This window comes from Bradyrhizobium sp. 956_D2_N1_4 (assembly GCF_052076025.1).
In the GTDB taxonomy this organism is placed as follows: domain Bacteria; phylum Pseudomonadota; class Alphaproteobacteria; order Rhizobiales; family Xanthobacteraceae; genus Bradyrhizobium; species Bradyrhizobium barranii.
Map to the genome: position 1 here is coordinate 4,917,006 of NZ_CP197237.1, position 25,305 is coordinate 4,942,310.

Below are 25,305 nucleotides of genomic sequence, written 5' to 3' on the forward strand. Positions count from 1 at the left end.
GAAGCGCGGAGTACGCCTGCCGTGAACGATCTAGCTCTGGGAAGGGAGGGAACACCGCACCTCGCTTCCGGTTCAATGACCATGCAGGGTCGCTTCTTCGTGGTCACCTGCTTTGGCCTGGTGTTCCTGAATTGCCTGACTTTCCTCTTTCATCTCACCGGCTCGACGGTATTCAACGTCCTGAGCAACTCGACGAGCCTGCTCCTGATCCTGTGGTCTGCGCACCACGTCATGATCACGAACGAAAAGAACTACTTCTATAATGCGCTGTTGACGCTGGCCTGCATCTTCACGGGTACGAGCTATCTAGTGAACTTCGGCTCTTTCGAACTATCCGATGGTTTGAAGCTCGTCTCGATCTATTCGTTCTATGTCGCCGGCCGCGGCATGTCCGAGCGGATGCAACTCCCGGAAAAGCGCTGCATCTACATGCTTGCGGCTTTGCCGCTCATTTTCAGGGTGGTTGGCCAGACCCACGTCTACACCAGCATCGAATATCCTGACGTGTTCTCCTACTTTCCCAACACGAATACCGCAGCGCTTTACTTCTCGGCGTTGTTCTTCGCTCTGTCCCCCTGGTTCGGAAATCGGGTCCTGGTCGCGCAGTTTATCAATGCCGCGATCATGAACCGTGTCGGTCCGGCCCTGGCGACCATCGTCTCCATCGGCCTCTGGTCCTTCTTCCCATTGCGACCGCAGGTCTTCGTCGTGCTCATCCTGCTGGCGTGCGCCAGCATTGCGGCCCACGCTTTCGGGGCACTCGATCGACTTCTGACCGGGCTAAACGCAATCGCGCTGATCTGGAGCCTTGACCCGAGCACGGTCGCCCGGATGACGACGAAGCAGCTGATCGATTTGACTGGAACGACGGACATGTCCGCGTTCTTTCGCATCACCCATTGGACCAATATCTGGCAGATCTATTCGTCGCTGGGGCCCGGCGGAATACTGTTCGGATACGGCGCGAGCCAGACCGGCGTCCTTACCGTGCTGCCACTCCCGCCGCACAACGACTACCTTCGTGTCCTGGCGGAATATGGCCTGCTCAATTTCCTGGTCTTCGTCGTCTTCGTCTTCAGCATCGTTTTCTCGCTGAAGGATCGGGCGGCAAAGATAATGTACACGGTGCTTCTGATCTACTTCCTGTCCGAAAACCTGATCGACAATTTCACGTCGATGACACTGTTCTTTTCCTACGCAGGCCGGTTCACGTCCCCGAAATGGCGGGCACGTGACCTGCCCAATGCATGAGCAAGGAAGCATAGTTGATGGATTTCTCGATCTCAGCGCTCATCAAGCAGAATAGCCCCGGGAACAGCGAAGGCTTTCCGGCAGGTGTGCCCCCGAGTTACAACTGGTATCAGGGCTGGAATGACGGTGGGCTATGGTCGCCGCCCACGAATTTCACCGCGGTCGAGGGCTGGGGACAGGTCTATCCCAAGGTGGGAGAGGCGCCGTATTCCAATCCGGGTGCGACGGTCGAGGTCGCCAACGCCAAGACCTATGTCCGCATCAAGCATGCGGGCGAATGGACGCTGGTGCAGGACCAGGCCAAAACCCAATTGACGGGAGGACATTTCGTCCCCGACTTCGTCGGCAACGTTGCCATTCCCATGAAGGCCACTCCCCTGGCCGGGGCGACGATCGCGTTCGATGCGCCCCCAGCCGGCTACAACAACCATTTTTGGTACAAGGCGCGCGGAACCTACCCAGCTGGCGCCGTGGATGCCGTTTATGTCCAGATGGAGATGCGGGTCACCGATCCGAACCTGCGTCTTGTGGCTATGGTCGGCGCCGACTGGTGGCGCGACGCACGAGCCCCATATCTCGACGACCACAGCAATAATCCGGGCATCGGCGGCACCAACTGGATCGAGCTCTCGACGCAGTGGAAGGTGATCGGCTTCTATTCCATGAGCGCCGATGATTTTTTCGCAAGCCCGGCTCCGCCGCTGCGCGGCTTGGCGACGGAGACGCCGCCCGCAAGCCCTCCGGCACCTGCCCGAAGCGGCGAGAATGTCATCCAGGAGGGGCCGATTCAACCTGCGCCGCCTTCCGGGGAGCAGAAACACACCGGCCTGAACGCGACCGGCGAGCAGGCTCCAGCTCAACAGGCCTCGCAGCAGTCCATCAACTCCGGCTCGCACATCATTCTCGCCGATCCGATCACAACCGTCCGTGTGATGGCGAACGACTGCCTATTGGGTTTCGCCCTGACGCTGGGAGCACTGGTCAAAGTTGGCCGGACCAGAACTGCCAAGCTGCAGACGGGCAAACCGGATGTGAAAGCATGACGGCCAACGCGTGGAAACTTCCTGCTCTGCAGGTCGCATCCGATGAGATGCTGCATCTGGACCTGCTCCGGTTCATCGCGTCTGTCGGCATTGTCGTCCGGCATTCGTTCGAGTTCTTTTATCCGGCTGCCATTCGGCCGACGCTCCCGAGCGGCCTCGCCCTGTTCGTCGATCTCTTCTTCGCGATCTCGGGATTCGTGATCGCACATGTCTACCAGGGAAAAGTGGGCACCCTTTCCGAGTACGGGATGTTCCTCCAACGACGTGTCGGCCGGCTGATGCCGCTGCATTGGCTGACGCTAGTCGCGGCGATTATCGTCTGGTCCGGATTCGTCGCGCTCGGCAAGGCAGGAAATCACCAGCCATCCTTCGAAGCGAGATGCATCGCTGAAACCGCCGTTCTGCTCAATTCGATGTTCTCCTGCGGCAACGGAATCAATTCAGCAGCGTATCATGGTCGATCGGCGCCGAGATGGTCATGTATCTGATGTTTCCGCTGTTCGCCTGGGCGGTGGTCAGGTCAAAGCTCCGGTTCCTTGCGATAACCTCCCTTGCGCTCGTTGCAATGATCATCGTCGATCTCGTGCAGAACCCGGTCGATCGCTCCTGGGTCGACGTTTGGCCACCCCTCCGGGCGCTTCCCTCCTTCATGATCGGCGTTTGCCTGTTCTACTTCCGCGACAAGGTTCGGATCCCAGCACCGGGACGCGTCCTGCTATTATCTTTGACGATGTTGACGATCTCGATGGTCACCCACACCCATCATCTCATCTCGCTTGGGCTCGTCTATGTCGTTGCAATCGCGGCAATCGCGGCGGATCAAGCGACTGCGCCGGCGCTGGTCAAGCGCTTCGCTCCTCTCGGCCAACTGACTTACTCGATCTATATGTGGCACTCCCTCGTCATCCTGATCGTCATGAATGCGATCGCCGACAAGCTCTTCCAGGCATCGTCCGGACTAATGGTCGTGTTCTGCGCAATCTCATGGGTGATCATATTCGCGATCTCCTATTTCTCCTACGTCGTGATCGAAACGCCGGCGCGGCACTATATCGACGGTCTCGGGCGAGGCAGCAGGCGCCGGATCGCGGACGTCGTGGCACCCGACAACAAAGGGCTTCGGCGTCAAACGGGCTGACGCGGCAGCACGCCGACAGTCATCACGGCTGTTCCGGAGCCCGGAACCAACAGCTCTGGCGATACGGAATGCTTCGCAACGCCGATCTTCCGAGCCGCATCGCCAATCGCAGAGCCATTCTTGACGTTCGTCAAGTCCGGAGCACCGCCGGTGCCTACGATCCAAAAGACGCTTAACTGGTTATGGGTCGGTCTATGTCTGACACTTGCCATTCTATCCCGTCGTCCTGTTCGCCACCTACCGCTAAGGCTCGTACGATTTGCGCCTGCGAGCGGTCCATCTCAGGTTGGCTCCTGTCACTCGGCATCATTGGCATTCTAGCCTTCCCTACGAAGAGTGCCGATGCCGCGAACGAAAGGCCGAACGCCGTCCCGAGCGTCGTCGAGCAAAACACCACCGGGTATAGCCAAGCATATCCTGCCGGAGCGCCAAAGACGGCCTCCTGGTGCAATGGCGCCTCCAAACCCGAGAACGGCGAACCTCCCGCCGACTTCACCGCCGTCACGGGAATAGCGTCTGTATTTCCAAAGTTCGGGGCGACCACGCCGGGCAAGGACGGCAAGATCGTCGTCGCCAACGGAAAGACATGGGTTCGCCTCCGCACCACGAAGGAATGGGTTCTGGTGCAAGACCAGTCGGAGAACGAGATCGTCGGAGCCCATTTCGACGCGATTGTCTCGAGGAACGTGGCCGTCCAGTTGAAGGTCGAAGTTCAGACGGATGGAGGCACCCTTGTCGACGGCCCTCCTTCCGGCCGCAATGACCTGATGTGGCTCGTGAGACGCGGTAGCTACGCCGCCGGCGCCGTCGATGCCGTTTACGTCCAGATCGACATGAAGACGACGGATCCCGAGATGAAAGTGGTCGCTAATGTCGGAGCCGATTGGTGGCGCTCTCCGGACGCGCTGCACAACGGTGCCAACAATCGAGGAGCCGGCAATAGCAACTGGGTCGAGCTCTCTACCAATTGGTCAACACTCTACTTCTTTTCGGGTAGCACGGCGCAGTTCGTCGCGGACCCACCCCCACCCCTGGCCGAGTCTTCGCTCCCCTCCACTGTCGCCAGCACCCAGCGCACTGCGAGCGGACCCTCGCCGTGTCTGCGGACCCTGGCGCCGCGATAGGAGCCATACGCAATTCATCCTCGCGATCGTCGAGACGTCGCGAGGAGCTACGTCGATCGCATCGGGGCCGTCGCCTCTCGACGCAGATTTTTGAAAGCACCTCTCGCGAATACGATTTCCGCGTCAAGTCTTTGATATGAGGCCATTCATGTCATTAACCACATACGGTTCGAAGTCCTCATTCCCGATGCCGGCAAGGCGGGGCGTCTCACTCCAGAGGCCGCTCCAATTCTTCATCGTGGCCGGCGATTTTCTGCTCATTCTGCTCAGCTACGCCGCGGCCGACCTGATCTACCGCAGATTCATGGCGACACTTGCCGAGCGGGAACCTCCCGTTGGTGTTGCGTTCCTTGTGGCGACAGCATTCGTCGCCATCTCCTTCTTCAGAGGCTATTACGACAACCACAACCTGGCCAACACGAGCTTGCAGCTGCGCAATACCTCGACCGTATGGCTTCTCTCACTCGCAATTCTCGTGCTTTCCGCCTTCCTGCTGAGATCGACCGCCGAGTTATCTCGCATCACCATCGTGCTGTTTACCGCGACCGGCTTCGTTGGTCTGGTCGCACACCGCGTGATTTGGCGACTTGCCCTGTCTTCTTCTTTCGCGCGCAGGCACTCCCCCAAACGAAGAGTCGTTTTGATCAGCGGCGAGCCGCTTGACTTCACCTCAGCCCGTTTCAAAGATCTGCGCAGAAACGGCTTTCAGGTGGTAGGTCACTTCGTCCTCGACCCTGCGCTGAAGTCTGACGCAGCCGCAATGAAGCGCGAGCTCGCGAGTGTCGTTCAAAGTTCGCGTCGCGCAGGCGCCGACGAATTTCTGCTGGCCTTCAACTGGCGAGACCTGCCGCTATTTCAGCATCTGAGCCAATGTTTGCGTCAGGTGCCGAATCCAGTCCGTCTGCTGCCGGATTCCGAGATCGCCGACCTTGTATCTCGGCCATTCTCACCCATCGGCGGATCTGTCACGATCGAAATCCAGCGAGCGCCTCTTTCGGTCGGCGAGCGAGCCTTGAAACGCGCCACCGATATTGGCCTTGCTTCGATCGGCTTTTTGTTTCTTGCGCCCTTGCTCATCATCACGGCGATCGTCGTCAAGCTGGATTCGTCAGGCAGCATCATTTTCCGTCAGACCCGCCGTGGCTTCAACGGCGAGTTGTTCGATATCTGGAAGTTCCGCAGCATGACGGTCTCGGAGAATGGTCCCGAGATCAAGCAGGCAAGCAAGGAGGACGCGCGCGTTACCAGGGCCGGCCGGATCTTGCGCAAGACCAGTATCGATGAGTTGCCCCAGCTGTGGAATGTGCTGCGCGGAGAAATGTCGCTAGTAGGTCCGCGACCCCATGCTCTCGCGCACGACAACTATTACGATCAGATGATCGGCAATTACGCCTGTCGTCGTCACGTCAAACCAGGCCTGACCGGCTGGGCTCAGGTAAACGGCTTGCGCGGCGAGACACCCACCATCGATCTGATGAATAAGCGCGTCGAGTATGACGTATGGTACGTCTCAAATTGGAGCATTTGGCTGGACATCCGCATCATGATGCGGACTGTGGTGGCGCTCTCGGGTCAGGACGTTTATTGAGCCATTCTTATCGTAGGTTCAGCATATCGCGGATCAGCGTCGCGCGATCAGCGCTTTTCGACGTCGGTCTCGTGCCATGCGCCACCGAGCTGACCGCCAAAGTCGTCTATTGTGAGGTAAGTGTCTCGCTCGACATCGTCGGGCCTAATGGATGGGTACGTATGACAAGAGCCGCCCTTGACCTCCTGATATTGGGTTAGCTCGATCCCGCAGCAATTTCGATCCGAGCCGGGTTCGATTCCAGTTGGGACGATTGTGGAGACCGGAGCGGCATGGGCATTCCCTGCTGCAAGGAGCCTGCTGTTTTATTTTTGCCACGGCGCGTCAGCTTGTTGGCATTTTTTGTTGGTATCGGCAACAATGCCGGCACTCTGGGTCGATACTGCGGCGCAACTCTTATCCCTTCGATGGCGCCAGTCCATTACCTCAAGGGTAGCGAACTGCTCAGTTCACAGGATCACCCGACGGCCGGCCAGCCAGAATCGCAAAGCTGACCGCTGCGAGATTTAAGGCAACCGCGCTCGTGCGTCGTGCGACGTCCTGAACGGCAGTCACGTCCAGCGGATTTGAGCCGAGCAAGTCATCAAGCTCGGCCTGGAGAATTTGGAGCTCCGCCTTGCACCCATCCAGCACGATGTTCAGCATCCCCGGGTCACTCAAAGGCCTGCCTCGCATATACTGAGCGTGTTGTTCTGGCCGTTATGTCATTCGTAAATAGCCGCAGCGGAGAGCTAGCGCCGGTGGCGGGATATTCCGGGGCCGCGCGAACGTTGCGAGGGACGAAATGATAGGGAAAGTTGAGCGCAACTTGTGGTACACCAAGGCTGGTCGAGCCCTCGGTCCCGAAATACAAAGGATTGAAAACCCCACAACTGTTCTTGCCCACATGAAGAAAATTTAGATGGGAGGGGCCCCGTCGATTTGACGCATCTCAAGTTTCAGCAATTTTCACTCCCTCCGGGCGCTAGTCCAATCCCTTCAGGAGTCTGACTTACTCCCTCAGGGGGTGCGAACGGGCGGTTGACGTGCCCTTGTAAGCCCTACCTTGGTCGCGGGATGCGACTTCCGACGTTGCCGACGCACTGGCCCAGCGCGCAGCCGACACCGATGTGGAGGTCTCGCCTGCACTGCAGGACTTCATCGCCGCTAACGCCACGAAGGCGCCTCGACATGCAGCTGACGCTGCCCTTGCGCGGAGTCGCCTGATGCCCCGTGAGGATTAGCCTCTGGCCGCCGGTGCAATGACCACGACGTGCATCAACTGTGACGATCTCGGCTGGGTTTGCGAGAAACAGCCGTGACCGTCCTTGGGACGGCCCGCGCGCCTGCACCTGTGGCGGCGCCAGGGCGCCCTGACACGGGATATACTCGGCTCCACAACGCGCATAATTGCGCTGCGGAAGGGCGCGCCTTAGTCGCGGCGGGTCAAAGGATGATTGGGGCAATCCACCGCTTAATGAGGGTGGCGCCCCTTGAGCTCTCGCTTTGGTTGCGGTTGGATGTATGGAGGGCTTTCAGATGCGCATCTTACTTTTTAACTCTGGATCGGCAAGGACGACCAGAAATAATGGCACAAACGGCTTGCTTGCCGGCGCGGCAGCAGCGGATTTGACCAAACAGGTGCGAGGCTGTTCTGGTCTCAATCCAGCGGAGACACCTTATGCAGATTAAGCTTCCCGCGACCGACCTCAAGGCAGTGCAAAGCGTCGACAGCATTGAACTTAAAGACGAAGCCGGGAGGCCGATCGGCCAATATTTGTTCGGAAAGGGCCACGGACGAACCATCTTCCTATTCGGAAAATACAAAGGCACATTCAAGACCCACGCTGAGTGCCAGGCGTTCGTTGACGGTATCCTTGCCGTGATCAATCACCACGGCACCACTCAATGATATGTCATGTCGAACGGATCAGCTGAGCGCAGACTTTAGAAACCGTGCTCAAGTCGAACGAGAAAATCTTCCACCAACTCAACACCAGCCGGTGTGGCCAACAGATCGATTGGCTTATGCTGGTTCAAGCCGATAGCCGGCCGTTCCAACCATTGCTCAGCTTCCTGCATGGAACCGAAAATGGAGGTTGCTTTCGCCAGGACTTCCGCGAGCTTCCATGTTCGCCCACTTTGCTCTGGGCTGAGTGGCTTGCCTCCCGCGGAGGCATGGCGTTGGTAGGTGCGATGGCTCATTCCAATCGCTTTGGCGAAAGAGTCGTCCCAGCGAAGAAACGCCAGGTTCTCAACCAGATGTAACAGTGCTCTGGACGGCAGCCCGTTCAGAAGCATCTCATGCGCCTCCAACGGGCTTTGGGGAACCTTTCGAAAAGTAGACGGAGCGCCAAGCAGACTAGCGACTGCAGCCAGCCGCGTCTTCTCAATCGGTTGTGGCGGGTCGGTGTCTCGTTTACGCATTTGAAGTCGTTTAGTCATGTGTCGTTCCATCTATGACAGTTGGCGCAAACGTTCAAGAAAGGCGGATCGGTGTTGCGGCCGGTGCCCGCGGGATCCTGCGGTAGGACGCATGCTCAAAGGCCTCGAAGCGGGTCGAGCCACCTCACTGAATATGGTTGGGTCGCATCCTTATGACCAAGATCCGGGGCATTCAGACAAGCGATCGAGCGCGCACCATTGGGCTTCGCGGTGCGGGATGTCGGCTATGCTGCGTAGCCACCTGGTGGGTGGGCGTCGCCAGCCAGACTCAAGGTTCGCTTAAATCGACTCGATTCTTCTTTGCGAGCACACCGGCATGGAGGCGATCGTGCCTGCCGCGAATTCACGCGCAGCAGGATCAAGGAGGTCCTTCCACCATGCACAGCAAGCCCGTCATCTTTGTCGTGGGCGCCGATAAGGGCGGCGTCGGCAAGACCACCGTCACCCGCGCCTTTCTGGATTTCCTCGACGCGCGCGGCGTCAGCAACCGAGCCTTCGATACGGAGAATGAGGTCGCCGAAGGCGTGCGGAAGCGCTTCTTCCCGGAGCGCACCGAGATCGTGAACTTGCGCGACTCCGACGACCAGATGAAGGTGTTCGACACGATCAGCGGCGCCACCGCCACGGTGATCGATGTTCGCGCCGGCCTGCTGTCGCCGACGCGGCAGCTCCTGGAGGATATCGGCTTCCTCGATCCTAGCCGCTTTGGCATCACGATCATGCACGTGCCGGCAACAACCAGGCGTCGATCGATGAGCTGGCGCCGGTCGCGCAGAAGATCGCCGGCATGCGTCACATCGCGATCGTCAACCACATCAATGACACCAAGTTCGCCTTCCCCGCTGGCGCAGTGAAGATCCCGATGTTGTCCGCCAAGGCGAGCGAGGCGGTCGACAGGTCCAACTCCGGCTTCGCTGCGTTCGGTGCCAACAATCAGTTGGCCGTGCTGAGCGGGACGGTTAAGAAGTGGTTGAAGGATGTCTTCACCGAATTCGACCGCGTGAAGCTGCCCTGATCGCATTTGACGTCAGGCGATTTTTTTCGACTAAACGTTTTGTTCAGTCGAGAAAATGCGGAGGTCTCAGATGACGCTGCGTGTGACAGTTGAGTTGATTCCAGGTGGCCAAGAAAGGTTCATCCGTACACTCGCGCGCGCCGAGATCTCGAATGTCGGCGGCTCAGCGTGGGTTGGCGACTACGAGTTCACGGTGGGTGAGGAAGACAACGATCTGACCGCAGTGCGGGCATGGACAGATACCGGTCGCATCGAGAAGCACTCCCGCGCGACATCGGTTTGGCTGTTGGTCGCGAAGGTCGCCATGTGGGCGCACCGGCGCAGCCAGGAAGACTGAGTTGGCATCTGCCAACTCAGTCGGCTGTACAAGGCCGGGAGCCAAAACTCAAAAAGTTGACAGGTGTCACCTCGGCCGCTTCGGCCCTAGTTGGCGGCGCGAATGCTGGCTCAAAACTCGAAAAGTTGGGAGTTCCCAACAGGGCCGATTCGGACCTAGTTAGCATCAACGAAAATCCGGCCAGCAGCCGTCTTCCTCGTGGCTGCCGGTGCGGTGCTGGCTCAAAACTCGAAAAGTTGGGAGCTCCCAACAGGGCCGCTTCGGACCTGTTAGCATCAACGAAAATCCGGCCAGCAGCCGTCTTCCTCGTGGCTGCCGGTGCGGTGCTGGCTCAAAACTCGAAAAGTTGGGAGCTCCCAACAGGGCCGATTCGGACCTAGTTAGCATCAACGAAAATCCGGCCAGCAGCCGTCTTCCTCGTGGCTGCCGGTGCGGTGCTGGCTCAAAACTCGAAAAGTTGGGAGCTCCCAACAGGGCCGCTTCGGACCTGTTAGCATCAACGAAAATCCGGCCAGCAGCCGTCTTCCTCGTGGCTGCCGGTGCGGTGCTGGCAGCCATCGGCGGACAGATGCATTCAGACGGCGCGCCACACTGAACCTACGCTGTAGAGCTTGATCGCATCCGCGCGCGTGATCTGGACGATGCGCATGCATCTCAAGCACTCGACTCACAGCACCTCCTCAGTGATTTGACCAAGCTCACGATCAGCAATGGGCGTCGTCGGCCTGGCGCGAGGATCCGACAGCACCGAGTCCCACCAGGCATCTTCATCTGTTGGAGCTGACTGCGTCCGGTTGAGCAGCGCCTTGCGCAGTTCGTCGGTGCGCTGCTGCTTCTCTGTCGGAAGTCGCCATTCCGCGGCCCGCCGACCCGCCATAGCTCGCCTCCTCGTTGAGAACAGATAGAGAACATTTTACAGAGCGCGTCAATGACGGTGGTGGATGGTGGACGCCGGTGGTGGACGGTGAACGGTGGTTTTTGCGGAGAGAGAATGCGTGCCTCTAACGCGGTGTCGGCGGCGGCGTCATGCTCAGTCTCATGATGACCGAGAACGCAAATAACGATTAGCCTGTCGATCTGCGACCGATGCTGTCCGTCAAGCAAGTGCTGAAGGCCGTGCCGATGTCGAGAGCGACGCTCTATCGCGAGATGGACGCTGGGCACTTCCCGGCCGCTCGCGCGATCACTCCCAACGCATCGCCTAATTCGCCGATGATGTGAAGGCCTGGCAGGAAAGCACCAGGAAGGTGGTCTGATGCAGATCCTGATGTTCGACCCACGCGAGAACCCGACGGCGACGGCCGATATGCTGGCGGACACAGGCTTGACGGGCGCGATCGCAGCGATGCGCAAACGCGCCGGCCGCAAGGCAGGGAAGGCTGATCGGTGGCCTTACGTTGAAGGTATCGATGGCGCTGGCGGCCGTACGGCCTGGGCGGTGGATGACGCGGGCCTGCGCTACGTCGTGGTCCGCAACTTCATCTTCACCCTCGAGGACCTCTCGATCGCAGATCCGCAAATTCGTAAGGGCGTCGAGAAGGCGTTCGAGCGCCTCGATCAGGGAGTTGCCGCATGAGCATCGAACTGGCCCTCCGCAATCAACTCGCGATCCTGACCGCGCTCGAGAACGTCTCGCTGCGCCTGGAGCCCCAGGATGACACCGCGACCCACGCCGTCAGGCGGCAGATCGCCGAGACCGACAAGGCGTCGAAGTCGATGGCGAGCCCGAAGTTCGACATGCGCCCGCGCGAAGGCCACAAGGATATCTGCACCAGGGACCGCTGTCACTGCGGGCCGCAGTAGAGAAGTTTCCGAAAACGGATAGTCACCTGCTGCGCGGCGGCCGTCCCAGGCAAGCTGCTCATCGAATTACCGGCTACTCGGATTACGGTGTGGAAATTACTACTTTAGTTCGGACGATCCGAACTAAAGCCCAGCCGTTAACCGTCTTCTCCGCATCCGCACAAGATCCGCGCCTGGATCTTTCGGCGCGAGGACGTGCCGGCGTCGTTTCAGTAGCTCATGGTTGCGAGTTCGGATCTTTGATGCCGATCTCGGAGGCGTAGGCATGGAAGTCCGTTATCTGATCCGCGGCTTCCAGCATTTTCCCCAACGTGGCAGCATCGCCGTAGATCGACAGCCGATCTTCGAAGGCTTCGTCAAGTGCTATTCCGCGCGCCAGCGCCCTTGCGACGATCGCTTTCGCCAGGGGGCGCGTCTCGACATGGCCGCGACGCGCTCGGACACTCGTCCTTGGATGGCTCTCAAGGCTGCTTCGATGTGATGGAGATCGACCCGGTCCTTGCCTCTCGGGCTCCTTCGAGGACACGGCTCTCCGGCCGGACTTTGGGTCCCCCGTTCGTCCCAACGGCGGCAGCGGAATGGTTCCGGCGGGACTTCACCGCCTCGGCCTCAGCAGGGCGTCGGTGATTGGATCCGCGGTGAGATGAATCTGTGCCGCGAGCTAAGCTTCTATGCCCGCTGGAAAGGCCTCAGCCGACGGCGCGGACCTTACAGTTCGTTCGGCACCGTGACACAAAAGCATGCAAATCTCGGCAAGCCAAAACGCTGTTAACTCCGAACGTACAGATGGCCTAACAGGATTCCGGCTGCCGTCCCCGTTTTCAACAGCCGGCACCGGAGTCTCCGGCGGGCCAGATGGTCAGCGGTTGCGGTTATGCAACGCATCATTCCAAGGTAGTGCTCTAGGCAGATCTTACCGATGCAATCGCCGGAGGTCACCGAACGGACGAGTGTCTGTTAATAGGTCGCGTAGGCGGCCCCAACATGGTGAAAATAAACATGAAAGGAAGAGACGAAGGCGGAACTGACTCGCGCGCTGGAAGCAGTGAACGGCAAAGCAGTCGGCTTTACCGTCACGAGCGAGACGGATACTGCGGATCTGGCTGTTCGGACCGAGATACCTAGATAAGCACGAAATTCCCAGCCGTGATCGCCTTGATGCGAAGCTTATTTTCCGACCGGCAAGCCTCACGGCGAACGCCTATCGCAGTGCGATTTCGACGGAGATCAAGCTCACTCGTGGTGGCTCAGGCCGGTACTTGACAGGCGCTAAGCGCGCTCCCTTGTATCCGCGTGTCGGCCATCATTTCCTGATAACAATGACCGATAGGGCTTTGTGCAACGTTATCGCGTTCGGCGGCCATACTTTGCCGCCTGCTACTTGAGGCCGCCAAGCAACTCGCCCTGAAAGGCCAAGCCTGAGGTCCATTTACCGGGTGAGCGACCCGCTTCAAAAGTTCTACGTACAGCGTTCGTCGCCCGGGGACCCTGACGTACTCTGCAGCGTGAGGCGCCGCGAAAGACTTTGCCCTCATGAGAATGGACGAGCAAAACTCGCGACTACCGCGGCCGATCGGCTTCGACGCATCTTGGTTGCGCTATCTCGACACCATCAGACGCTCAAGCCGTTGCCGGAAGGTCATTTCCGATACGGATCAAGCTTCTCAGTCCGCCTTCGGAATCAAGGGGGAGACTGGGCGGAGGCCGCTCGCTCGTGAAACTCTAAGGCCAAGCGTCGTCGCCGATTGCACCATCGGCGATAATGTACGGACAACGTTTTCGCGCGAGCCACAATCATTGATGAGCCTCTCCTGTCGGCGCGCTTCAGACGAGGACTGATGCGAGTTCGGAGTCGCGACCACACCAACAACATCAGAGCTTACGCGACCGAAGATTGCTCTCGAGATAATTGGAGCTTACGCGAGACGTACAGGTGAACGCCTCGCAATTGCGATCTACTTTGAACCCCGTGGAGTGGGAATGCTATTTCCCTGTCCAGGCAGGCTTCCGCTTCTCGCTGAACGCCTTCAGGCCCTCCTTGGCGTCCTCGGTCATGGCGAGTAACGCGATCTGGCTTTCGGTGTAGGCGATGCTCTCGTCGAACGACATCGAGGCGATGGCGCGCATGGCATATTTGCCGCGGCGGATCGCGGTCGGGGACTTGTCGACGATGCGGCCGATCAGCCAGTCGACCTTGGCATCGAGCTCGACGGTGGGCACGACGTAGTTGAGCAGGCCCGCAGCTTGCGCCGCTTTCGCGTTGAACGGCTCGCCGGTGAGCGCCCATTCGTTGACGAGTCGCGGCGGCGCGATGCTCTGCAACAGGCTCAGCACCTGCATCGGGAATACGCCGACCTTCACCTCCGGCAGGCCGAAGATGACGTGATCGGCCGCAATCGCCATGTCGGTCATGCACAACAGGCCCATGCCGCCGGCCATGCAGACGCCACCGACCCGCGCAATCGCCGGCTTCGTCGCGTTCTGCGACAGCCGCAGCAGATCGGCATAGTCGACATTCGGCTTGGAATGATCCATCGCGAACGCCGCGCCGGAATTCTGCAAGTCGGCGCCGGCGCAGAACGCCTTGTCGCCCGCGCCCGTCAGCACGATGACGCGGACGTCCTTGTCGTCATGCGCGTCGCGATAGCCTTTGGCGATGCCGGCAATGACTTCGCCATTCAGCGCATTGCGCTTCTCCGGCCGGTTGATGGTGATCCAAAACGCCTGCCCACGCTTATCGGTGATGATTGCTGTGGTGTCGGTCATGGTACGCTCGCTTCCTTGCTCCCGTTTGCAGCCATTTGCGGCAGCTCGGGCGGCAGGCGCAAGGGCAATCTGCGACGAGGCCTTGCTTTAGCGCCTCGACACAAATTGGCGGGCGAGCGAAGCGCGCGCTCAGGCCAAGACCGTTTTCCTGATCCAGACCTTGTTGTCGTGGAATGCAGCTCCCCCGATCGGCGCGATCGTATCGGCTCCAGTCAGCACGTTGATGCCGCGGCCACCGATATGATTCTTGTTCGGGTGAACGGATTCCGCGATCAGCACGCCGCGCCGCACGCCGTCGAACAGCGTTGCGAGCAGCGTGGTTTCGCCGCGGGTGTTGCCGAGCGTCACGGCGTCGCCGTCGGCGATGTCGAGCGCGGCCGCATCCAGCGGATGGATCATCACGCTCGCTCTGCCTTCGCGCGCCTGCGAGGACGGCGTCTCGTTGAAGGTGGTGTTGAGGAAGCTGCGCGAGGGGCTGGTCGCGAGCCGGAACGGATGGGCTTGATCGGCATGCTCGATCACCGCCCAATGGTCCGGCAGCGACGGCATCTTGTCGAAATCGCCCATCGTCTCGCCGAACGGTGGATGCGCCCAGTCGGCCTTGAAATGGAATTTCTTGTCGGCATGGGCAAAGCCGTCGAGATAATGCGAGGTCCGGAAGTCCGGTTGCAGGTCGCGCCAGATGTCGGCTTCGAGACCAGCGATGTCGCCGTGGTTGCTGAGCTTCAGCGTCGCGTCGATCAATTCGCGCGGCGTCATCTCGAAGCCCGGATGCTTCGCGCCAAGCCGCGGCGCCAGCGCCTGCATGACCTGATGGTTGGAGCGGCATTCGCCGGGCGGGTCGATCAGCTTCGGCCCGACCGAGATGTGCTGGTGGCCACCGCCGTAATAGAGATCGTCATGCTCCATGAACATGGTCGCCGGCAGCACGATGTCGGCCATCTCGGCCGTCTCGGTCATGAACTGCTCGTGCACCGCCACGAACAGATCCTCGCGCGCAAACCCCTGACGCACCAGCGCCTGCTCCGGTGCCACCGTCATCGGATTGGTGTTCTGGATCAGCATCGCCTTGATCGGCCCCTTGCCGAGCAAGGCTTCAGCATCGCCGGTGAGGATGCGGCCGACCTGCGACTGATCGAGCGCCCGCGTGGTCTTATCGATCGCGTCGTGGCCCTCGATGAGGGATTCATTGAAGTGCCACAGCGCGTAATTGTTGAAGAAGGCGCCACCGCCTTCATATTGCCAGGCGCCGGTCACCGCGGGAACGCAGAGCGCTGCATGCATTTGCGCGGCGCCGTTACGCGAGCGGGTAAAGCCGTAACCGAGCCGGAAGAAGGTCCGCTTGGTCTCGCCGACCAGTTTCGCAAAGGCCTCGATCTCCGATACCGGCACGCCGCAGATCGTGGACGCCCACTCCGGCGTGCGCGTCTTCAGATGCGCCTCGAGCTCATCGGGGCAATCCGTGTACTTGTCCATGTAGGCGCGGTCGGCGTAGCCATCGCGGAACAGGACATGCATCACGCCGCACGCGAAGGCGCCATCGGTGCCGGGCCGCAGGATGATCTTGATGTCAGCCTGCTTCATGGTCTCGTTGTCGTAGATGTCGACGGCGGCAATCTTGGCGCCGCGCTCCTTGCGAGCACGGGCAGCATGCGTCATCACGTTGACCTGCGTGTTGACCGGGTTGGTGCCCCAGATCACGACGAGATCGGAGAGCGCCATCTCGCGCGGATCGACGCCGGCAATCTTGCCGGTGCCGATCGCGAACCCGATGCGCCCGACATTGGCGCAGATGGTCTGATAGAAGCGCGAATATTTCTTCACATGCGTGAGGCGATTGAGGCCGTCGCGCATCACCAGTCCCATCGTGCCGGCGTAGTAATAAGGCCAGATCGATTCCGCGCCGTACTCGCGCTCGGCCTGGTTGAAGCGATCCGCGATCTCGTCCAGCGCCTCGTCCCAGGAGATCCGCGCGAACTGCCCGGAGCCCTTCGGCCCGGTGCGGCGCATCGGATACATCAGCCGCTCGGGGTGATGGATGCGCTCGGCGTAGCGGGCGACCTTGGCGCAGACGACGCCAGCCGTGTAGGTCTGCTTTTTCGAACCTCGGACGCGGCCAATGCTGCGGCCTTCGACCACCTCGATATCGAGCGCGCAGGCCGAAGGGCAGTCGTGCGGACAGGTCGAATGGCGGATTTCGATCTTGGCGTGCTGGTTCATGTCCATTTCGTAACATCAAAATAGCAGCCAGCCGAGGGCATTTATCCGGCAATGCCCATGCGAATTGCTCAAATCGCGCGCGCCCGCGGTTCCTGCCGCGCCTGCGAAATGCTGCGGGATCACACCGAAAACCGCCCGATATTCCCTGTTCGACCAGCTTTGTGAGGCGTCGACAGTCCACGTTCCGTGCCGCTACAGTGCCAGCCAACAAGAACGACATCAGGGAGGTGGGCATAATGGCCCGACGTTTTATGCTGGCGCTGGCCGTAAGCCTGTTCGCCGCACTCTCGGCATCCCCCTCATTGGCACAGGATTACCCCAACCACGCGGTCCGGATCGTGGTGCCCTTTGGCGCCGGCGGGCCGGCGGACGTCGCGGCACGGCTGATCGGCAACGTGCTCCAGGAGAGCTTTGGCCAGCCCTTCGTGGTCGAGAACCGCACCGGCGCGGGCGGCCTCATCGGCACCGTCGAAGCGGCAAAGTCGCCGGCCGACGGCTACACGCTTTTGATGATGTCCAACACCCAGACCGCGAATGAATCGCTCCTGACGCCGGACAAGCGCAAATACGAGCTGATGCGCGACCTCGCGCCGATCGCGCCGGTGAACTACTCCGACCTCGTCATCGTGGTGAACCCGCAGGTTCCGGCGAAGACTCTGCAGGAGTTCATCGCGCTCGCCAAATCGCAGCCGGGCAAGCTGAACTACGCCTCCTCCGGCCAGGGCACGCCCTATCACATGGCCGGCGAGCTGTTCAAAGCGATGGCCGGCATCGACGTGGTCCACGTGCCCTACCGCAACAGCGGCGAGGCGCGCAGCGGCGTGATCGGTGGACAGGTGCAGATGATGATCGACGCCGTGCCGGCGATGGCGCCGAATATCGGCGAGAACCAGGTCCGTGCGCTCGCGACCACCGGCAAGGAGCGCTCGGCCGTGCTGCCGAACGTGCCGACCGCGGGCGAAGCCGGCGTCGCGGGCTATGAGGCCACGATCTGGCTTGGTCTGATGGCCCCGGCCGGTACGCCGAAGCCTGTCATCGACAAGCTCAATGCCGCCGTGAACGCAATGGTGAAGCGACAGGACATCGTAAAGCTCTGGACCGAGCAGGGTGCCGTACCCATGTCCATGACGCCGGAGGAATTCGAAAAATTCCTTCGCGGCGATATCGAGAAATGGGCCGATGTCGTCAAGAAGTTCGACAAGTCCTGAGGTCGCGGAGCGATCATGCCGACCATTCAATTTCAGCTCAACGGCGCGGCGATAGCCGTGGAGGCCGATCCCGACCAGACGCTGCTCGATGTGCTGCGCGGCCGGCTCGGCGTCACCGGTCCGCATTTCGGCTGCGGAGCCGGTGAGTGCGGGGCCTGTCACGTCATGGTCGATGGCCGCGCGATGGCCTCCTGCGACATGCCGATGTGGTCGGTGGCGGACAAGGACGTCGTCACGGTGGAAGGCCTCGGCACGGCCGAGCAGCCGCATCCGCTGCAACGCGCCTTCGTCTCCGAGCAGGCGATGCAATGCGGTTACTGCGTATCGGGAATCCTCATCAGCGCGGCAGCGCTGCTGAAGCGCAATCCCTCGCCGACGGAGACTGAGGTCAGAGCCGCGCTCGATCGCAATCTGTGCCGCTGCGGATCGCATAATCGCATGGTCCGCGCCGTGCTGCGCGCCGCAGCGGAGACGGCGACGTCATGAGTGTGCCGTCCCCCGTCCCGAAACTGCCGGTTAGTCTCGCGGCCAATCCAAAGCTGTCGTCCTGGGTGCGGTTCAGTGGCGAAGGCGGTGTCGCAATCTCGCCCGGCAAGGTCGAGATCGGCCAGGGCATCGTCACGGCGCTGGCGCAGATCGCTGCGGACGAGCTCGACGTCGAGATCGGCAGGATCGAGCTGATCCGCGCCTCGACGGCGGCCAGCCCGAACGAGGGCGTCACCTCGGGCAGCCTCTCGGTCCAGCAATCCGGCCGCGCACTGCGACAGGTCTGCGCCGAGGTCCGCCAGCGCTTCCTCGCAGCCGCATCGGAGCGTCTCGGCGTCGATGCGGCGCTGCTCGATGTCGATGACGGCACGATCTCGGGTCCCGGCAATGTCAGGACCAGCTATTGGGAGCTGGCTGGCGACGTCTCGCTCGACCGCGACGCCACCGCGGGCGCCGTCGCGAAGCCCGCTGCCACACGCGATGTCGCCGGACATTCGGTCCAGCGGGTCGACATTCCCGACAAGGTGTTTGCGCGACCGCGCTTCATTCACGATTGTGCATTGCCGGACCTGGTGCACGGCCGCGTGCTGCGGCCTGACATCTCGGGTGCCAGGCTGATCGCGCTCGACGAGACGGCGGCGCGCGTCGTTCCCGGCCTCGTCGCGATCGTCCGCGACGGCGGCTTTGCCGGCGTGGTTGCCGATAGCGAGGCTTCGGCGGAAGCCGCACTGAAAGCCTTGCGCAAGGGCGCAACCTGGTCGGCCGGCGAGCCGTTGCCCGACGAAGACGATCTCGCGAGCTTTCTGAAGAGCCAGCCGGTCGAAACCACCGTCATCGACACCAGAGCAGCGTCAATGACGAAGAGAGCTGCGCGCACCCTTCGCCGGCAATACACCCGTCCCTACATCGCACACGCCTCGATCGCGCCGTCCTGCGCCATGGCGCAATGGGACGGCGAGCGTGTCCATGTCTGGACACACAGCCAGGGCGTCTATCTGCTGCGCGCCGATCTTGCGATCGTGCTCGAGCTGCCGGCCGAGAACATCGTCGTCGAGCATATGGAGGGGGCCGGCTGCTACGGGCACAATGCGGCCGACGACGTCGCGCTCGATGCCGTGTTGCTGGCGAAGGGCGCCGGCGGCCGCCCGGTGCGGGTGCAGTGGTCGCGCCATGACGAGATGTCTCATGCGCCATTCGGCGCAGCGATGGCCATCGAGATCGAGGCCGACCTCGATGCGGACAGCGAGATCATCGACTGGCGCCATGCGATCTGGAGCAACGGCCACGCCGCGCGCCCGGGACGCGCGGCGCAGCCGGCGCTGCTTGCGGCGACCGAGATCGCGAACCCCTACCCGCGCATGATCTCGACGAATCCACCGGCCGCCAATGGCGGGGGCGGCGACCGCAACTCCGTTCCACTCTACGACCTTCCGGCCTGGACCATCACGAGCCACCGGCTGCTGACGATGCCGGTGCGCACGTCGGCGCTGCGGACCCTGGGCGGGCAAGGCAATGTGTTCGCGATCGAATCCATACTCGACGAGATCGCGGTCCTGCGCGGCGAGGACCCGATCGCGTTCCGCCTGCGTCATCTCCGCGACGAGCGCGCCAGCGACGTCATTCGCGCCGCGGCACGGCGCGCGCAGTGGAAACCGCAAAAACAGTCTGGCATCGGCCATGGCGTCGGCTTCGCCCGCTACAAGAACACGGGCGCCTATTGCGCCGCGATCGCCGAGATCGAAGGCACCGACAACATTCGCGTCCGGCGGTTGACGCTCGCGGTCGACGTCGGCGAGGCCATCAATCCGGACGGCGTCATCAACCAGATCGAGGGCGGTGCGATCCAGGTCACGAGCTGGGTGCTGAAGGAACGCGTGCGCTTTGATCGCACGCACATTACATCAACGTCCTGGACGGACTATCCGATCCTGACCTTCAGCGAGGTGCCGGCGGTGGATGTCGAAATCATCCAGCGGCCGGAGATCGAGCCGGTCGGCGCCGGCGAGGCCGCGCACGGTCCCGTGACGGCGGCGATCGCCAATGCGGTCTACGATTGCCTCGGCGTGCGCGTACGCGACCTGCCGATCACGCGCGACAGGATCATCGCAGCCATGGAGCTTGCATCGTGACGACAGTGACCATTTTGAGCGGCGGCGCGGCGCAAGGCCTGGTGCGCGGCCTCAGCGAGCCCTTCAAGGTGCAGACCGGCCTCAGTTTCGATGGCGAGTTCGGTGCGGTTGGTCTCATGGCCGACAAGCTGCGCGCCAGCACGCCGGCGGATCTCGTGATCCTGACGCAGGCGCTCCTTGCGAAGCTCGCCGCAGAGAAGCTCGTCGTCCCCTCCTCGATCGCAGATATCGGCCGGGTCGAGACCGCGCTGGCGGTCCGTAACCGCGATCCCAAAGTCACGGTGAAGACTGAGGCCGATCTCCGCGAGGTGCTGCGATCCGCGGATGCCATCTATGTTCCGGACACCAAAGCCTCGACCGCGGGACAGCATGTCGCAAAAGTCCTGGATCAGCTTGGGATCGCCTATGAGGTCGCATCGCGTCTCAAGATCTTTCCGAACGGCGCGACCGCGATGCGCGAGCTTGCTGAATCCACCGCAACTCGGCCGATCGGATGCACCCAGGCGACCGAGATCATCGCGACCGACGGCATCGCGCTGTCGGGGTCGCTGCCGCCGGGCTGCGAGCTCGTGACGATGTACACGGCCGGCGTGACCGCGCGGGCCGCACACCCGAAGGAGGCGGCCGCGCTGATCGCTCTGCTGACCGACGTAGACCGAAAAGAGCTGCGCCGGAGCATGGGCTTTACCGGCTAGGTGCCGACGGCCGCCCTATTTGTGCAACTGGGTGAGACCGGTCGGCGGCCCATCGACCGCGGTCCAGCCGCCGTCGACGAACAGCGTGCTGCCGCTGACATAGCTCGCGGCATCCGAAGCGAGGTAGGCCACGGCGGTCGCGACCTCGTCGGCGCTGCTCCAGCGGTTGAACACGGTATGGCCGGCATAGAGATTGTAGATATCGGGCCGCTGCTTGAACGGGCCGGTCAGCGCGGTCTCGGCAATGCTCGGCGCGATCGCGTTGACGCGGACGCCAGCGTGGCCGACCTCTGAAGCAAAACCCTTCACCAGGAGGCCGATCGCCGCCTTGGTCGAGCCGTAGACGCCAAGGCCCGGCTCGATGGTCACCGCGCGCACCGAAGAGCAGGCGATGATGCTGCCGCCCTTCTGCTCGACCATGATGCGGCCGAAGGCCTGGAAGAACCAGACCGTGCCCTTGACGTTGAGGTTCAGGACGCGGTCGAGATCCTCCTCGGTGTAGTCGAGGATGGTCTTGCGGATGTTGAGCCCGGGCGTCGTCACGGCGATGTCGAGCCGCGAGAATTTCTGCATCACGATCTTGGCGAGCGCGTTGACGTCCGCCGCGCTCGCGGCGTCGCAGCTAGCTGCTTCCGCCCAGCCGCCCTTGTCGCGAATGCCGGCTGCCGTCGCCTCGGCGGCGTCAAGCGCACGATCTGCGCAAACGACGCGGGCGCCGAGCCCGGCCAGCGCCTCGGCCGACGATTTGCCGATGCCCGAGGCGGCGCCGAGCACCGCGGCCGTCTTGCCGGTGAGATCGAAGAGCTTGCGATAGTCGGTCACGGACGGATTCTCCTGTTGCTGCTATCCCTTGTAGCCCATCAGCAGGCGGGGCAGCCACAGCGAGAACGCGGGGACGTAGGTCACGAACATCAGAGCTGCGATTAGGGCAGCATAGAACGGCAGGATGGTGCGCATCACTGCGCCCACCGAAATGCCGCCGATGGCGCAGCCGACGAATTGCGTCGTTCCGACCGGCGGGGTGTTCAGCCCCAGCGCGCAGTTGATCAGCATCAGCATGCCGAATTGCACGGGGTCCATGCCCGCCTTCATCGCAATCGGCAGGAAGATCGGGGTGCAGATCAGGATGGTCGCCGCCATGTCCATGAACGTGCCGAGCACGAACAGGATGACGTTGATGAGCAGGAAGATGACCCAGGGCTGCGAGGACACCTTGCTCATCAAGTCGCCGGCGAAGTCGGCCACCTCGTAGAGTCCCATCAAATACTGGAACATGGTGGAGACACCGATCAGCAGCAGCACCACGCCCGTCGTCTTCACGGCCTTGGCGGCAGCCCGCAGGAAGTTCGGCAGGGTCATGGTGCGGTAGATGAAGAAGGTCAGCAGGATCGTGTAGGTGACCGCGACGGCAGCGGACTCAGTTGCGGTGAAGACACCGGACAGGATGCCCGCCAGGATGATGCCGACGATCAGAAGTCCGGGCAGCGCGGCTGCGAACGAGCGGAAAACCTCGGCCCAGCCCGGGAACTTGCCGGCCGGATAGCCGCGCTTCACCGCGACCGCGTAGGCGGCGACCAGCATGCACACCATCAGCACGATCGCCGGCAGAAGTCCGGCGGCGATCAGCGCGCCGATCGAGACCTTGCCGCCGGCAGCGAGCGCATAGATGATCATGTTGTGGCTGGTCGGCATGAGCGCGCCCACCAGAGAGGCATGGGTGGTGACGTTGACGGCGTAGTCGGTATCGAACCCTTCCTTTTTCATCATCGGGATCATCACCGCGCCCATCGCCGACACGTCGGCCACGGGCGAGCCGGAGACGCCGCCGAACAGCGTGCAGGCGACCACGTTCGACATGCCGAGCCCGCCGCGGATGTGTCCGACGAGATTCTTGGCGAGCTGCACGATCTTGTCGGCGACCCCGCCATGCAGCATCAGCTCACCGCTGAAGACGAAGAACGGAATGGCGAGGAAGGAGAAGATGTTCATCCCCGACATCATCTGCTGGAAGATGACTGCGACCGGCAGGCCTTCGTAGAGGATGGTGCAGATCGCGGAGAGACCGATCGCGAAGGCGACGGGTACGCCGAGGATCAGGAAGCCGAAGAAGGTCGCGCCCAGAATGATCAGTTCCATGAGGGGACGACCTCTTCGCCGCGCAGAAGCGCAATGATGTGCTCGATTGAAAAGGAGACGATCAGGACGCCGGAGGCGATCAGCGGGACGTAGCGGATGACCTCGGGGAGCCCGAGATTGGGGATCTTCACGGTTCCGACCGACGCTCCGAGGATCCAGCCGTTGTAGGCCATCGCAATGCCGAACACGGCCACCAGAACGTGGATCACGAGTTCGATCTTCTCGCGCACGTGATCCGGAAGCATCACCAGCAAACTGTCCATGCCGATATGTCCGGCGTCGCGAACGCCGACGGCGGCGCCGATCAGCGTGACATACAGGATCAGGACCAGCGCAAGGTTCTCCGTCCAGGTCGGGCTGGAATTGAGCACGTAACGTCCGAACACCTGGTAGAACACGATGGTGACGATGACGAGCAGGCCGGTCACGGACAGATACATGCCGAGGCGAGCAACGACGGCATTGATCCGCGACAGCAAGCCGGTCGACGGTCGGCCGGTTACCTCCTGCTCGTGGCTTGCGACATGTGGGTCTGTCATCGGCGTCTCCTTGCGCGTCCCCTTCGCGAGGGTCGGGCGCCCGCCTCGCGGCGACGCCGGACCCGACGCTGTGGTCCTACTTCGTGTCCTGGATCCGCTTGACGAGGCCCTTCAGCTTTTCGTCACCTGCGAATTTGTCGTACACCGGCTTCATCGCGTCGACGAATTCCGCCTTGTTGGCGATCGTGACGACCTGAACGCCGGCGGCCTCGACGGTCTTGCGCGAGGCCTGCTCACGCTCGTCCCAGAGCTTGCGCATGACGGGCACCGATTCCTTGGCCGCCTTGCGGACCATCGCCTGATCCTCCTTGCTCAACGTGTCCCAGACCGTCTTGGACATCACGAGAACTTCCGGCGCGAGCGAGTGCTCGGTGACGTTGTAGAACTTGGCGGCCTCGAAGTGACGCGAGGATTCGTAGGACGGCCAGTTGTTCTCGGCGGCGTCCACGAGGCCGGTCTTGAGCGCGGTATAGACCTCGCCATACGGCATCGGTGTCGGGTTGGCGCCGAGGCTCTGGATCATGCCGACCCAGAGGTCGGACTGCTGGACGCGGATCTTCAGGCCCTTGAGGTCGGCGAGCGATTTGACCGGCGCCTTGACGGTGTAAATGGACCGGGCGCCGCTGTCGTAATAGGCAAGGCCGATCAGGCCCGCGGGCGCCATGGACGCCAGGATTTCGTCGCCGATCGGACCATCGAGAACCGTGCGCATGTGCTGCGTGTCCCGGAACACGAAGGGCAGGCACAACGCGATGGTCTCGGGCACGAAGTTGTTCAGCGGCGATGCGTTGATCCGCATCATGTCGAGGGCGCCGATCTTCAGCTGCTCGATGGTGTCCTTCTCGGAGCCCAGGGCTCCATTGGGAAACACCTTCACGCCAAGCTTGCCGCCGCTCGCCGTCGCGAGCTGCTTGCCCATGAACTTGACGGCTTCGACGGTCGGATAATCGGCGGGGTGGATGTCGGCCGAACGGAAATCGCGTGCGGTCGCCAGCGGCGCTGAGACCGCCAGTACGGCGGCTGCGATGATGCCGGTGAGTGTCTTCATCTGGGCTTCCTCCTGAGTTGATTATGTCGTCGTTGAGCCGATTGTGCAGGCCGCCTTGGGTCGCTCCACTTCGGGTGTAAAGTCAAGCGTTGCAAACGCACCACCTTGGTAGGATTGCGCGGCGGAGTCGAGCGGATTTGACTGGTGGATGATCACGGCGAGGAAAGGTGCGAGCTTCATCGCGCCCTCTCCGGCAGGGACTTGCGCGGCAGGTGCCGGCTTCCCTTTAATCCCGCCTCGCCGTCGGCCAATGCCGGACGCGAGGTGACGATGCTCGTCATATCCATGGACGTTCCTCTGGTTTTAGAATCGACCGCTATTGGTTGCGGCTTGGAGGTGCAGACGTGACGGTCGC

28 protein-coding genes are annotated in these 25,305 nt (G+C 61.7%); 18 read left to right on the top strand and 10 right to left on the bottom strand.

Features of this window, described 5'->3' with window-relative positions; translation table 11 throughout:
- The first annotated feature begins 75 nt into the window (after positions 1–75).
- The 6 genes from AB7535_RS23310 (at position 76) to AB7535_RS23335 (ending at position 6,144) form a co-directional block, all read left to right on the top strand.
- A complete protein-coding gene (locus tag AB7535_RS23310; protein WP_439035301.1) occupies positions 76–1,251 on the top strand; it encodes an O-antigen ligase family protein in 1,176 nt (391 codons plus the stop codon).
- A gap of 17 nt (positions 1,252–1,268) precedes the next feature.
- Entirely contained in the window at positions 1,269–2,294 is a 1,026-nt protein-coding gene (locus AB7535_RS23315; RefSeq protein WP_439036967.1) for a hypothetical protein, read from the top strand.
- Positions 2,291–2,782 (top strand): acyltransferase family protein, encoded by a 492-nt coding sequence (locus tag AB7535_RS23320; protein WP_439036968.1) that lies wholly within the window; start codon positions 2,291–2,293, stop codon positions 2,780–2,782. Before AB7535_RS23315 ends, AB7535_RS23320 begins: the two co-directional genes overlap by 4 nt.
- Positions 2,773–3,432, top strand: coding sequence for an acyltransferase family protein (locus AB7535_RS23325; protein WP_439036969.1), 660 nt, complete (start codon positions 2,773–2,775; stop codon positions 3,430–3,432). The genes AB7535_RS23320 and AB7535_RS23325 overlap by 10 nt, the downstream gene beginning before the upstream one ends.
- A gap of 194 nt (positions 3,433–3,626) precedes the next feature.
- Positions 3,627–4,556, top strand: coding sequence for a hypothetical protein (locus tag AB7535_RS23330; protein WP_439035304.1), 930 nt, complete (start codon positions 3,627–3,629; stop codon positions 4,554–4,556).
- A gap of 148 nt (positions 4,557–4,704) precedes the next feature.
- Positions 4,705–6,144, top strand: a complete 1,440-nt coding sequence (locus AB7535_RS23335) for an undecaprenyl-phosphate glucose phosphotransferase (protein WP_439035305.1) — start codon at positions 4,705–4,707, stop codon at positions 6,142–6,144.
- Between the two features lie 444 nt (positions 6,145–6,588).
- Here the strand turns inward: AB7535_RS23335 and AB7535_RS23340 are convergent, their stop codons facing one another.
- Positions 6,589–6,789, bottom strand: a complete 201-nt coding sequence (locus AB7535_RS23340; protein WP_282520785.1) for a hypothetical protein — start codon at positions 6,787–6,789, stop codon at positions 6,589–6,591.
- Between the two features lie 1,015 nt (positions 6,790–7,804).
- Between AB7535_RS23340 and AB7535_RS23345 the strand changes: the two genes are divergently transcribed.
- Entirely contained in the window at positions 7,805–8,035 is a 231-nt protein-coding gene (locus tag AB7535_RS23345) for a hypothetical protein (RefSeq protein ID WP_038934721.1), read from the top strand.
- Between the two features lie 35 nt (positions 8,036–8,070).
- On the opposite strand, the gene parS is transcribed toward AB7535_RS23345, so the two are convergent.
- The gene (gene parS, locus AB7535_RS23350) at positions 8,071–8,550 is read right to left on the bottom strand and encodes a type II RES/Xre toxin-antitoxin system antitoxin (RefSeq protein WP_439035768.1); all 480 of its coding nucleotides are present in this window, start codon (positions 8,548–8,550) and stop codon (positions 8,071–8,073) included.
- 170 nt (positions 8,551–8,720) lie between these two features.
- Between parS and AB7535_RS23355 the strand changes: the two genes are divergently transcribed.
- The 3 genes from AB7535_RS23355 to AB7535_RS23365 all read left to right on the top strand — a co-directional run bounded on the left by AB7535_RS23355 (position 8,721) and on the right by AB7535_RS23365 (position 9,920).
- On the top strand, positions 8,721–9,422 hold the full coding sequence (locus AB7535_RS23355) for a hypothetical protein (protein ID WP_439035306.1): 702 nt from the start codon (positions 8,721–8,723) through the stop codon (positions 9,420–9,422).
- Positions 9,423–9,430: 8 nt separating this feature from the next.
- Positions 9,431–9,583 carry a hypothetical protein gene (locus tag AB7535_RS23360; RefSeq protein ID WP_439035307.1) on the top strand — a complete coding sequence of 51 codons (153 nt, stop codon included), beginning with the start codon at positions 9,431–9,433 and terminating at the stop codon, positions 9,581–9,583.
- 70 nt (positions 9,584–9,653) lie between these two features.
- Positions 9,654–9,920: a hypothetical protein gene (locus AB7535_RS23365; RefSeq protein WP_157788368.1), complete on the top strand. Its 267-nt coding sequence runs from the start codon at positions 9,654–9,656 to the stop codon at positions 9,918–9,920.
- Positions 9,921–10,587: 667 nt separating this feature from the next.
- On the opposite strand, the gene AB7535_RS23370 is transcribed toward AB7535_RS23365, so the two are convergent.
- Positions 10,588–10,797, bottom strand: coding sequence for a hypothetical protein (locus AB7535_RS23370; protein ID WP_439035308.1), 210 nt, complete (start codon positions 10,795–10,797; stop codon positions 10,588–10,590).
- Between the two features lie 209 nt (positions 10,798–11,006).
- Here AB7535_RS23370 and AB7535_RS23375 point away from each other — a divergent pair, with 209 nt between their 5' ends.
- From AB7535_RS23375 to AB7535_RS23390, 4 genes are all read left to right on the top strand, one after another.
- On the top strand, positions 11,007–11,141 hold the full coding sequence (locus tag AB7535_RS23375) for a helix-turn-helix transcriptional regulator (RefSeq protein WP_439035309.1): 135 nt from the start codon (positions 11,007–11,009) through the stop codon (positions 11,139–11,141).
- Positions 11,142–11,175: 34 nt separating this feature from the next.
- Positions 11,176–11,496, top strand: coding sequence for a hypothetical protein (locus tag AB7535_RS23380; protein ID WP_439035310.1), 321 nt, complete (start codon positions 11,176–11,178; stop codon positions 11,494–11,496).
- Entirely contained in the window at positions 11,493–11,723 is a 231-nt protein-coding gene (locus tag AB7535_RS23385; RefSeq protein ID WP_166342999.1) for a hypothetical protein, read from the top strand. Before AB7535_RS23380 ends, AB7535_RS23385 begins: the two co-directional genes overlap by 4 nt.
- Before the next feature lie 265 nt (positions 11,724–11,988).
- Entirely contained in the window at positions 11,989–12,204 is a 216-nt protein-coding gene (locus AB7535_RS23390) for a hypothetical protein (protein ID WP_439035311.1), read from the top strand.
- A 1,502-nt stretch (positions 12,205–13,706) separates the two neighbouring features.
- Here AB7535_RS23390 and AB7535_RS23395 read toward each other — a convergent pair.
- Together AB7535_RS23395 and AB7535_RS23400 are read right to left on the bottom strand one after the other, a co-directional pair.
- Positions 13,707–14,489 carry an enoyl-CoA hydratase/isomerase family protein gene (locus tag AB7535_RS23395; protein WP_439036970.1) on the bottom strand — a complete coding sequence of 261 codons (783 nt, stop codon included), beginning with the start codon at positions 14,487–14,489 and terminating at the stop codon, positions 13,707–13,709.
- A 129-nt stretch (positions 14,490–14,618) separates the two neighbouring features.
- The gene (locus AB7535_RS23400; RefSeq protein ID WP_439036971.1) at positions 14,619–16,709 is read right to left on the bottom strand and encodes a molybdopterin oxidoreductase family protein; all 2,091 of its coding nucleotides are present in this window, start codon (positions 16,707–16,709) and stop codon (positions 14,619–14,621) included.
- A 236-nt stretch (positions 16,710–16,945) separates the two neighbouring features.
- On the opposite strand from AB7535_RS23400, the gene AB7535_RS23405 reads away from it, so the two are divergent.
- From AB7535_RS23405 to AB7535_RS23420, 4 genes are read left to right on the top strand one after another with little or no spacing between them, the layout of a single operon-like run.
- Positions 16,946–17,917, top strand: a complete 972-nt coding sequence (locus AB7535_RS23405; protein WP_439036972.1) for a Bug family tripartite tricarboxylate transporter substrate binding protein — start codon at positions 16,946–16,948, stop codon at positions 17,915–17,917.
- Positions 17,918–17,932: 15 nt separating this feature from the next.
- Positions 17,933–18,403, top strand: a complete 471-nt coding sequence (locus AB7535_RS23410) for a (2Fe-2S)-binding protein (RefSeq protein WP_439036973.1) — start codon at positions 17,933–17,935, stop codon at positions 18,401–18,403.
- Positions 18,400–20,532, top strand: a complete 2,133-nt coding sequence (locus AB7535_RS23415) for a molybdopterin cofactor-binding domain-containing protein (protein ID WP_439036974.1) — start codon at positions 18,400–18,402, stop codon at positions 20,530–20,532. The genes AB7535_RS23410 and AB7535_RS23415 overlap by 4 nt, the downstream gene beginning before the upstream one ends.
- Positions 20,529–21,227 carry a molybdate ABC transporter substrate-binding protein gene (locus AB7535_RS23420; RefSeq protein WP_439036975.1) on the top strand — a complete coding sequence of 233 codons (699 nt, stop codon included), beginning with the start codon at positions 20,529–20,531 and terminating at the stop codon, positions 21,225–21,227. The genes AB7535_RS23415 and AB7535_RS23420 overlap by 4 nt, the downstream gene beginning before the upstream one ends.
- Positions 21,228–21,242: 15 nt before the next feature.
- Here AB7535_RS23420 and AB7535_RS23425 read toward each other — a convergent pair whose 3' ends face one another.
- The 5 genes from AB7535_RS23425 to AB7535_RS23445 all read right to left on the bottom strand — a co-directional run bounded on the left by AB7535_RS23425 (position 21,243) and on the right by AB7535_RS23445 (position 25,130).
- Positions 21,243–22,049, bottom strand: a complete 807-nt coding sequence (locus AB7535_RS23425; RefSeq protein WP_439036976.1) for an SDR family NAD(P)-dependent oxidoreductase — start codon at positions 22,047–22,049, stop codon at positions 21,243–21,245.
- 21 nt (positions 22,050–22,070) lie between these two features.
- On the bottom strand, positions 22,071–23,363 hold the full coding sequence (locus AB7535_RS23430) for a TRAP transporter large permease (RefSeq protein WP_028149682.1): 1,293 nt from the start codon (positions 23,361–23,363) through the stop codon (positions 22,071–22,073).
- Positions 23,354–23,902 (bottom strand): TRAP transporter small permease, encoded by a 549-nt coding sequence (locus tag AB7535_RS23435; protein WP_439036977.1) that lies wholly within the window; start codon positions 23,900–23,902, stop codon positions 23,354–23,356. Before AB7535_RS23435 ends, AB7535_RS23430 begins: the two co-directional genes overlap by 10 nt.
- A gap of 76 nt (positions 23,903–23,978) precedes the next feature.
- Positions 23,979–24,950: a TRAP transporter substrate-binding protein gene (locus AB7535_RS23440; protein WP_028149681.1), complete on the bottom strand. Its 972-nt coding sequence runs from the start codon at positions 24,948–24,950 to the stop codon at positions 23,979–23,981.
- Between the two features lie 21 nt (positions 24,951–24,971).
- Entirely contained in the window at positions 24,972–25,130 is a 159-nt protein-coding gene (locus tag AB7535_RS23445) for a hypothetical protein (protein ID WP_439036978.1), read from the bottom strand.
- Positions 25,131–25,305 lie beyond the last annotated feature (175 nt).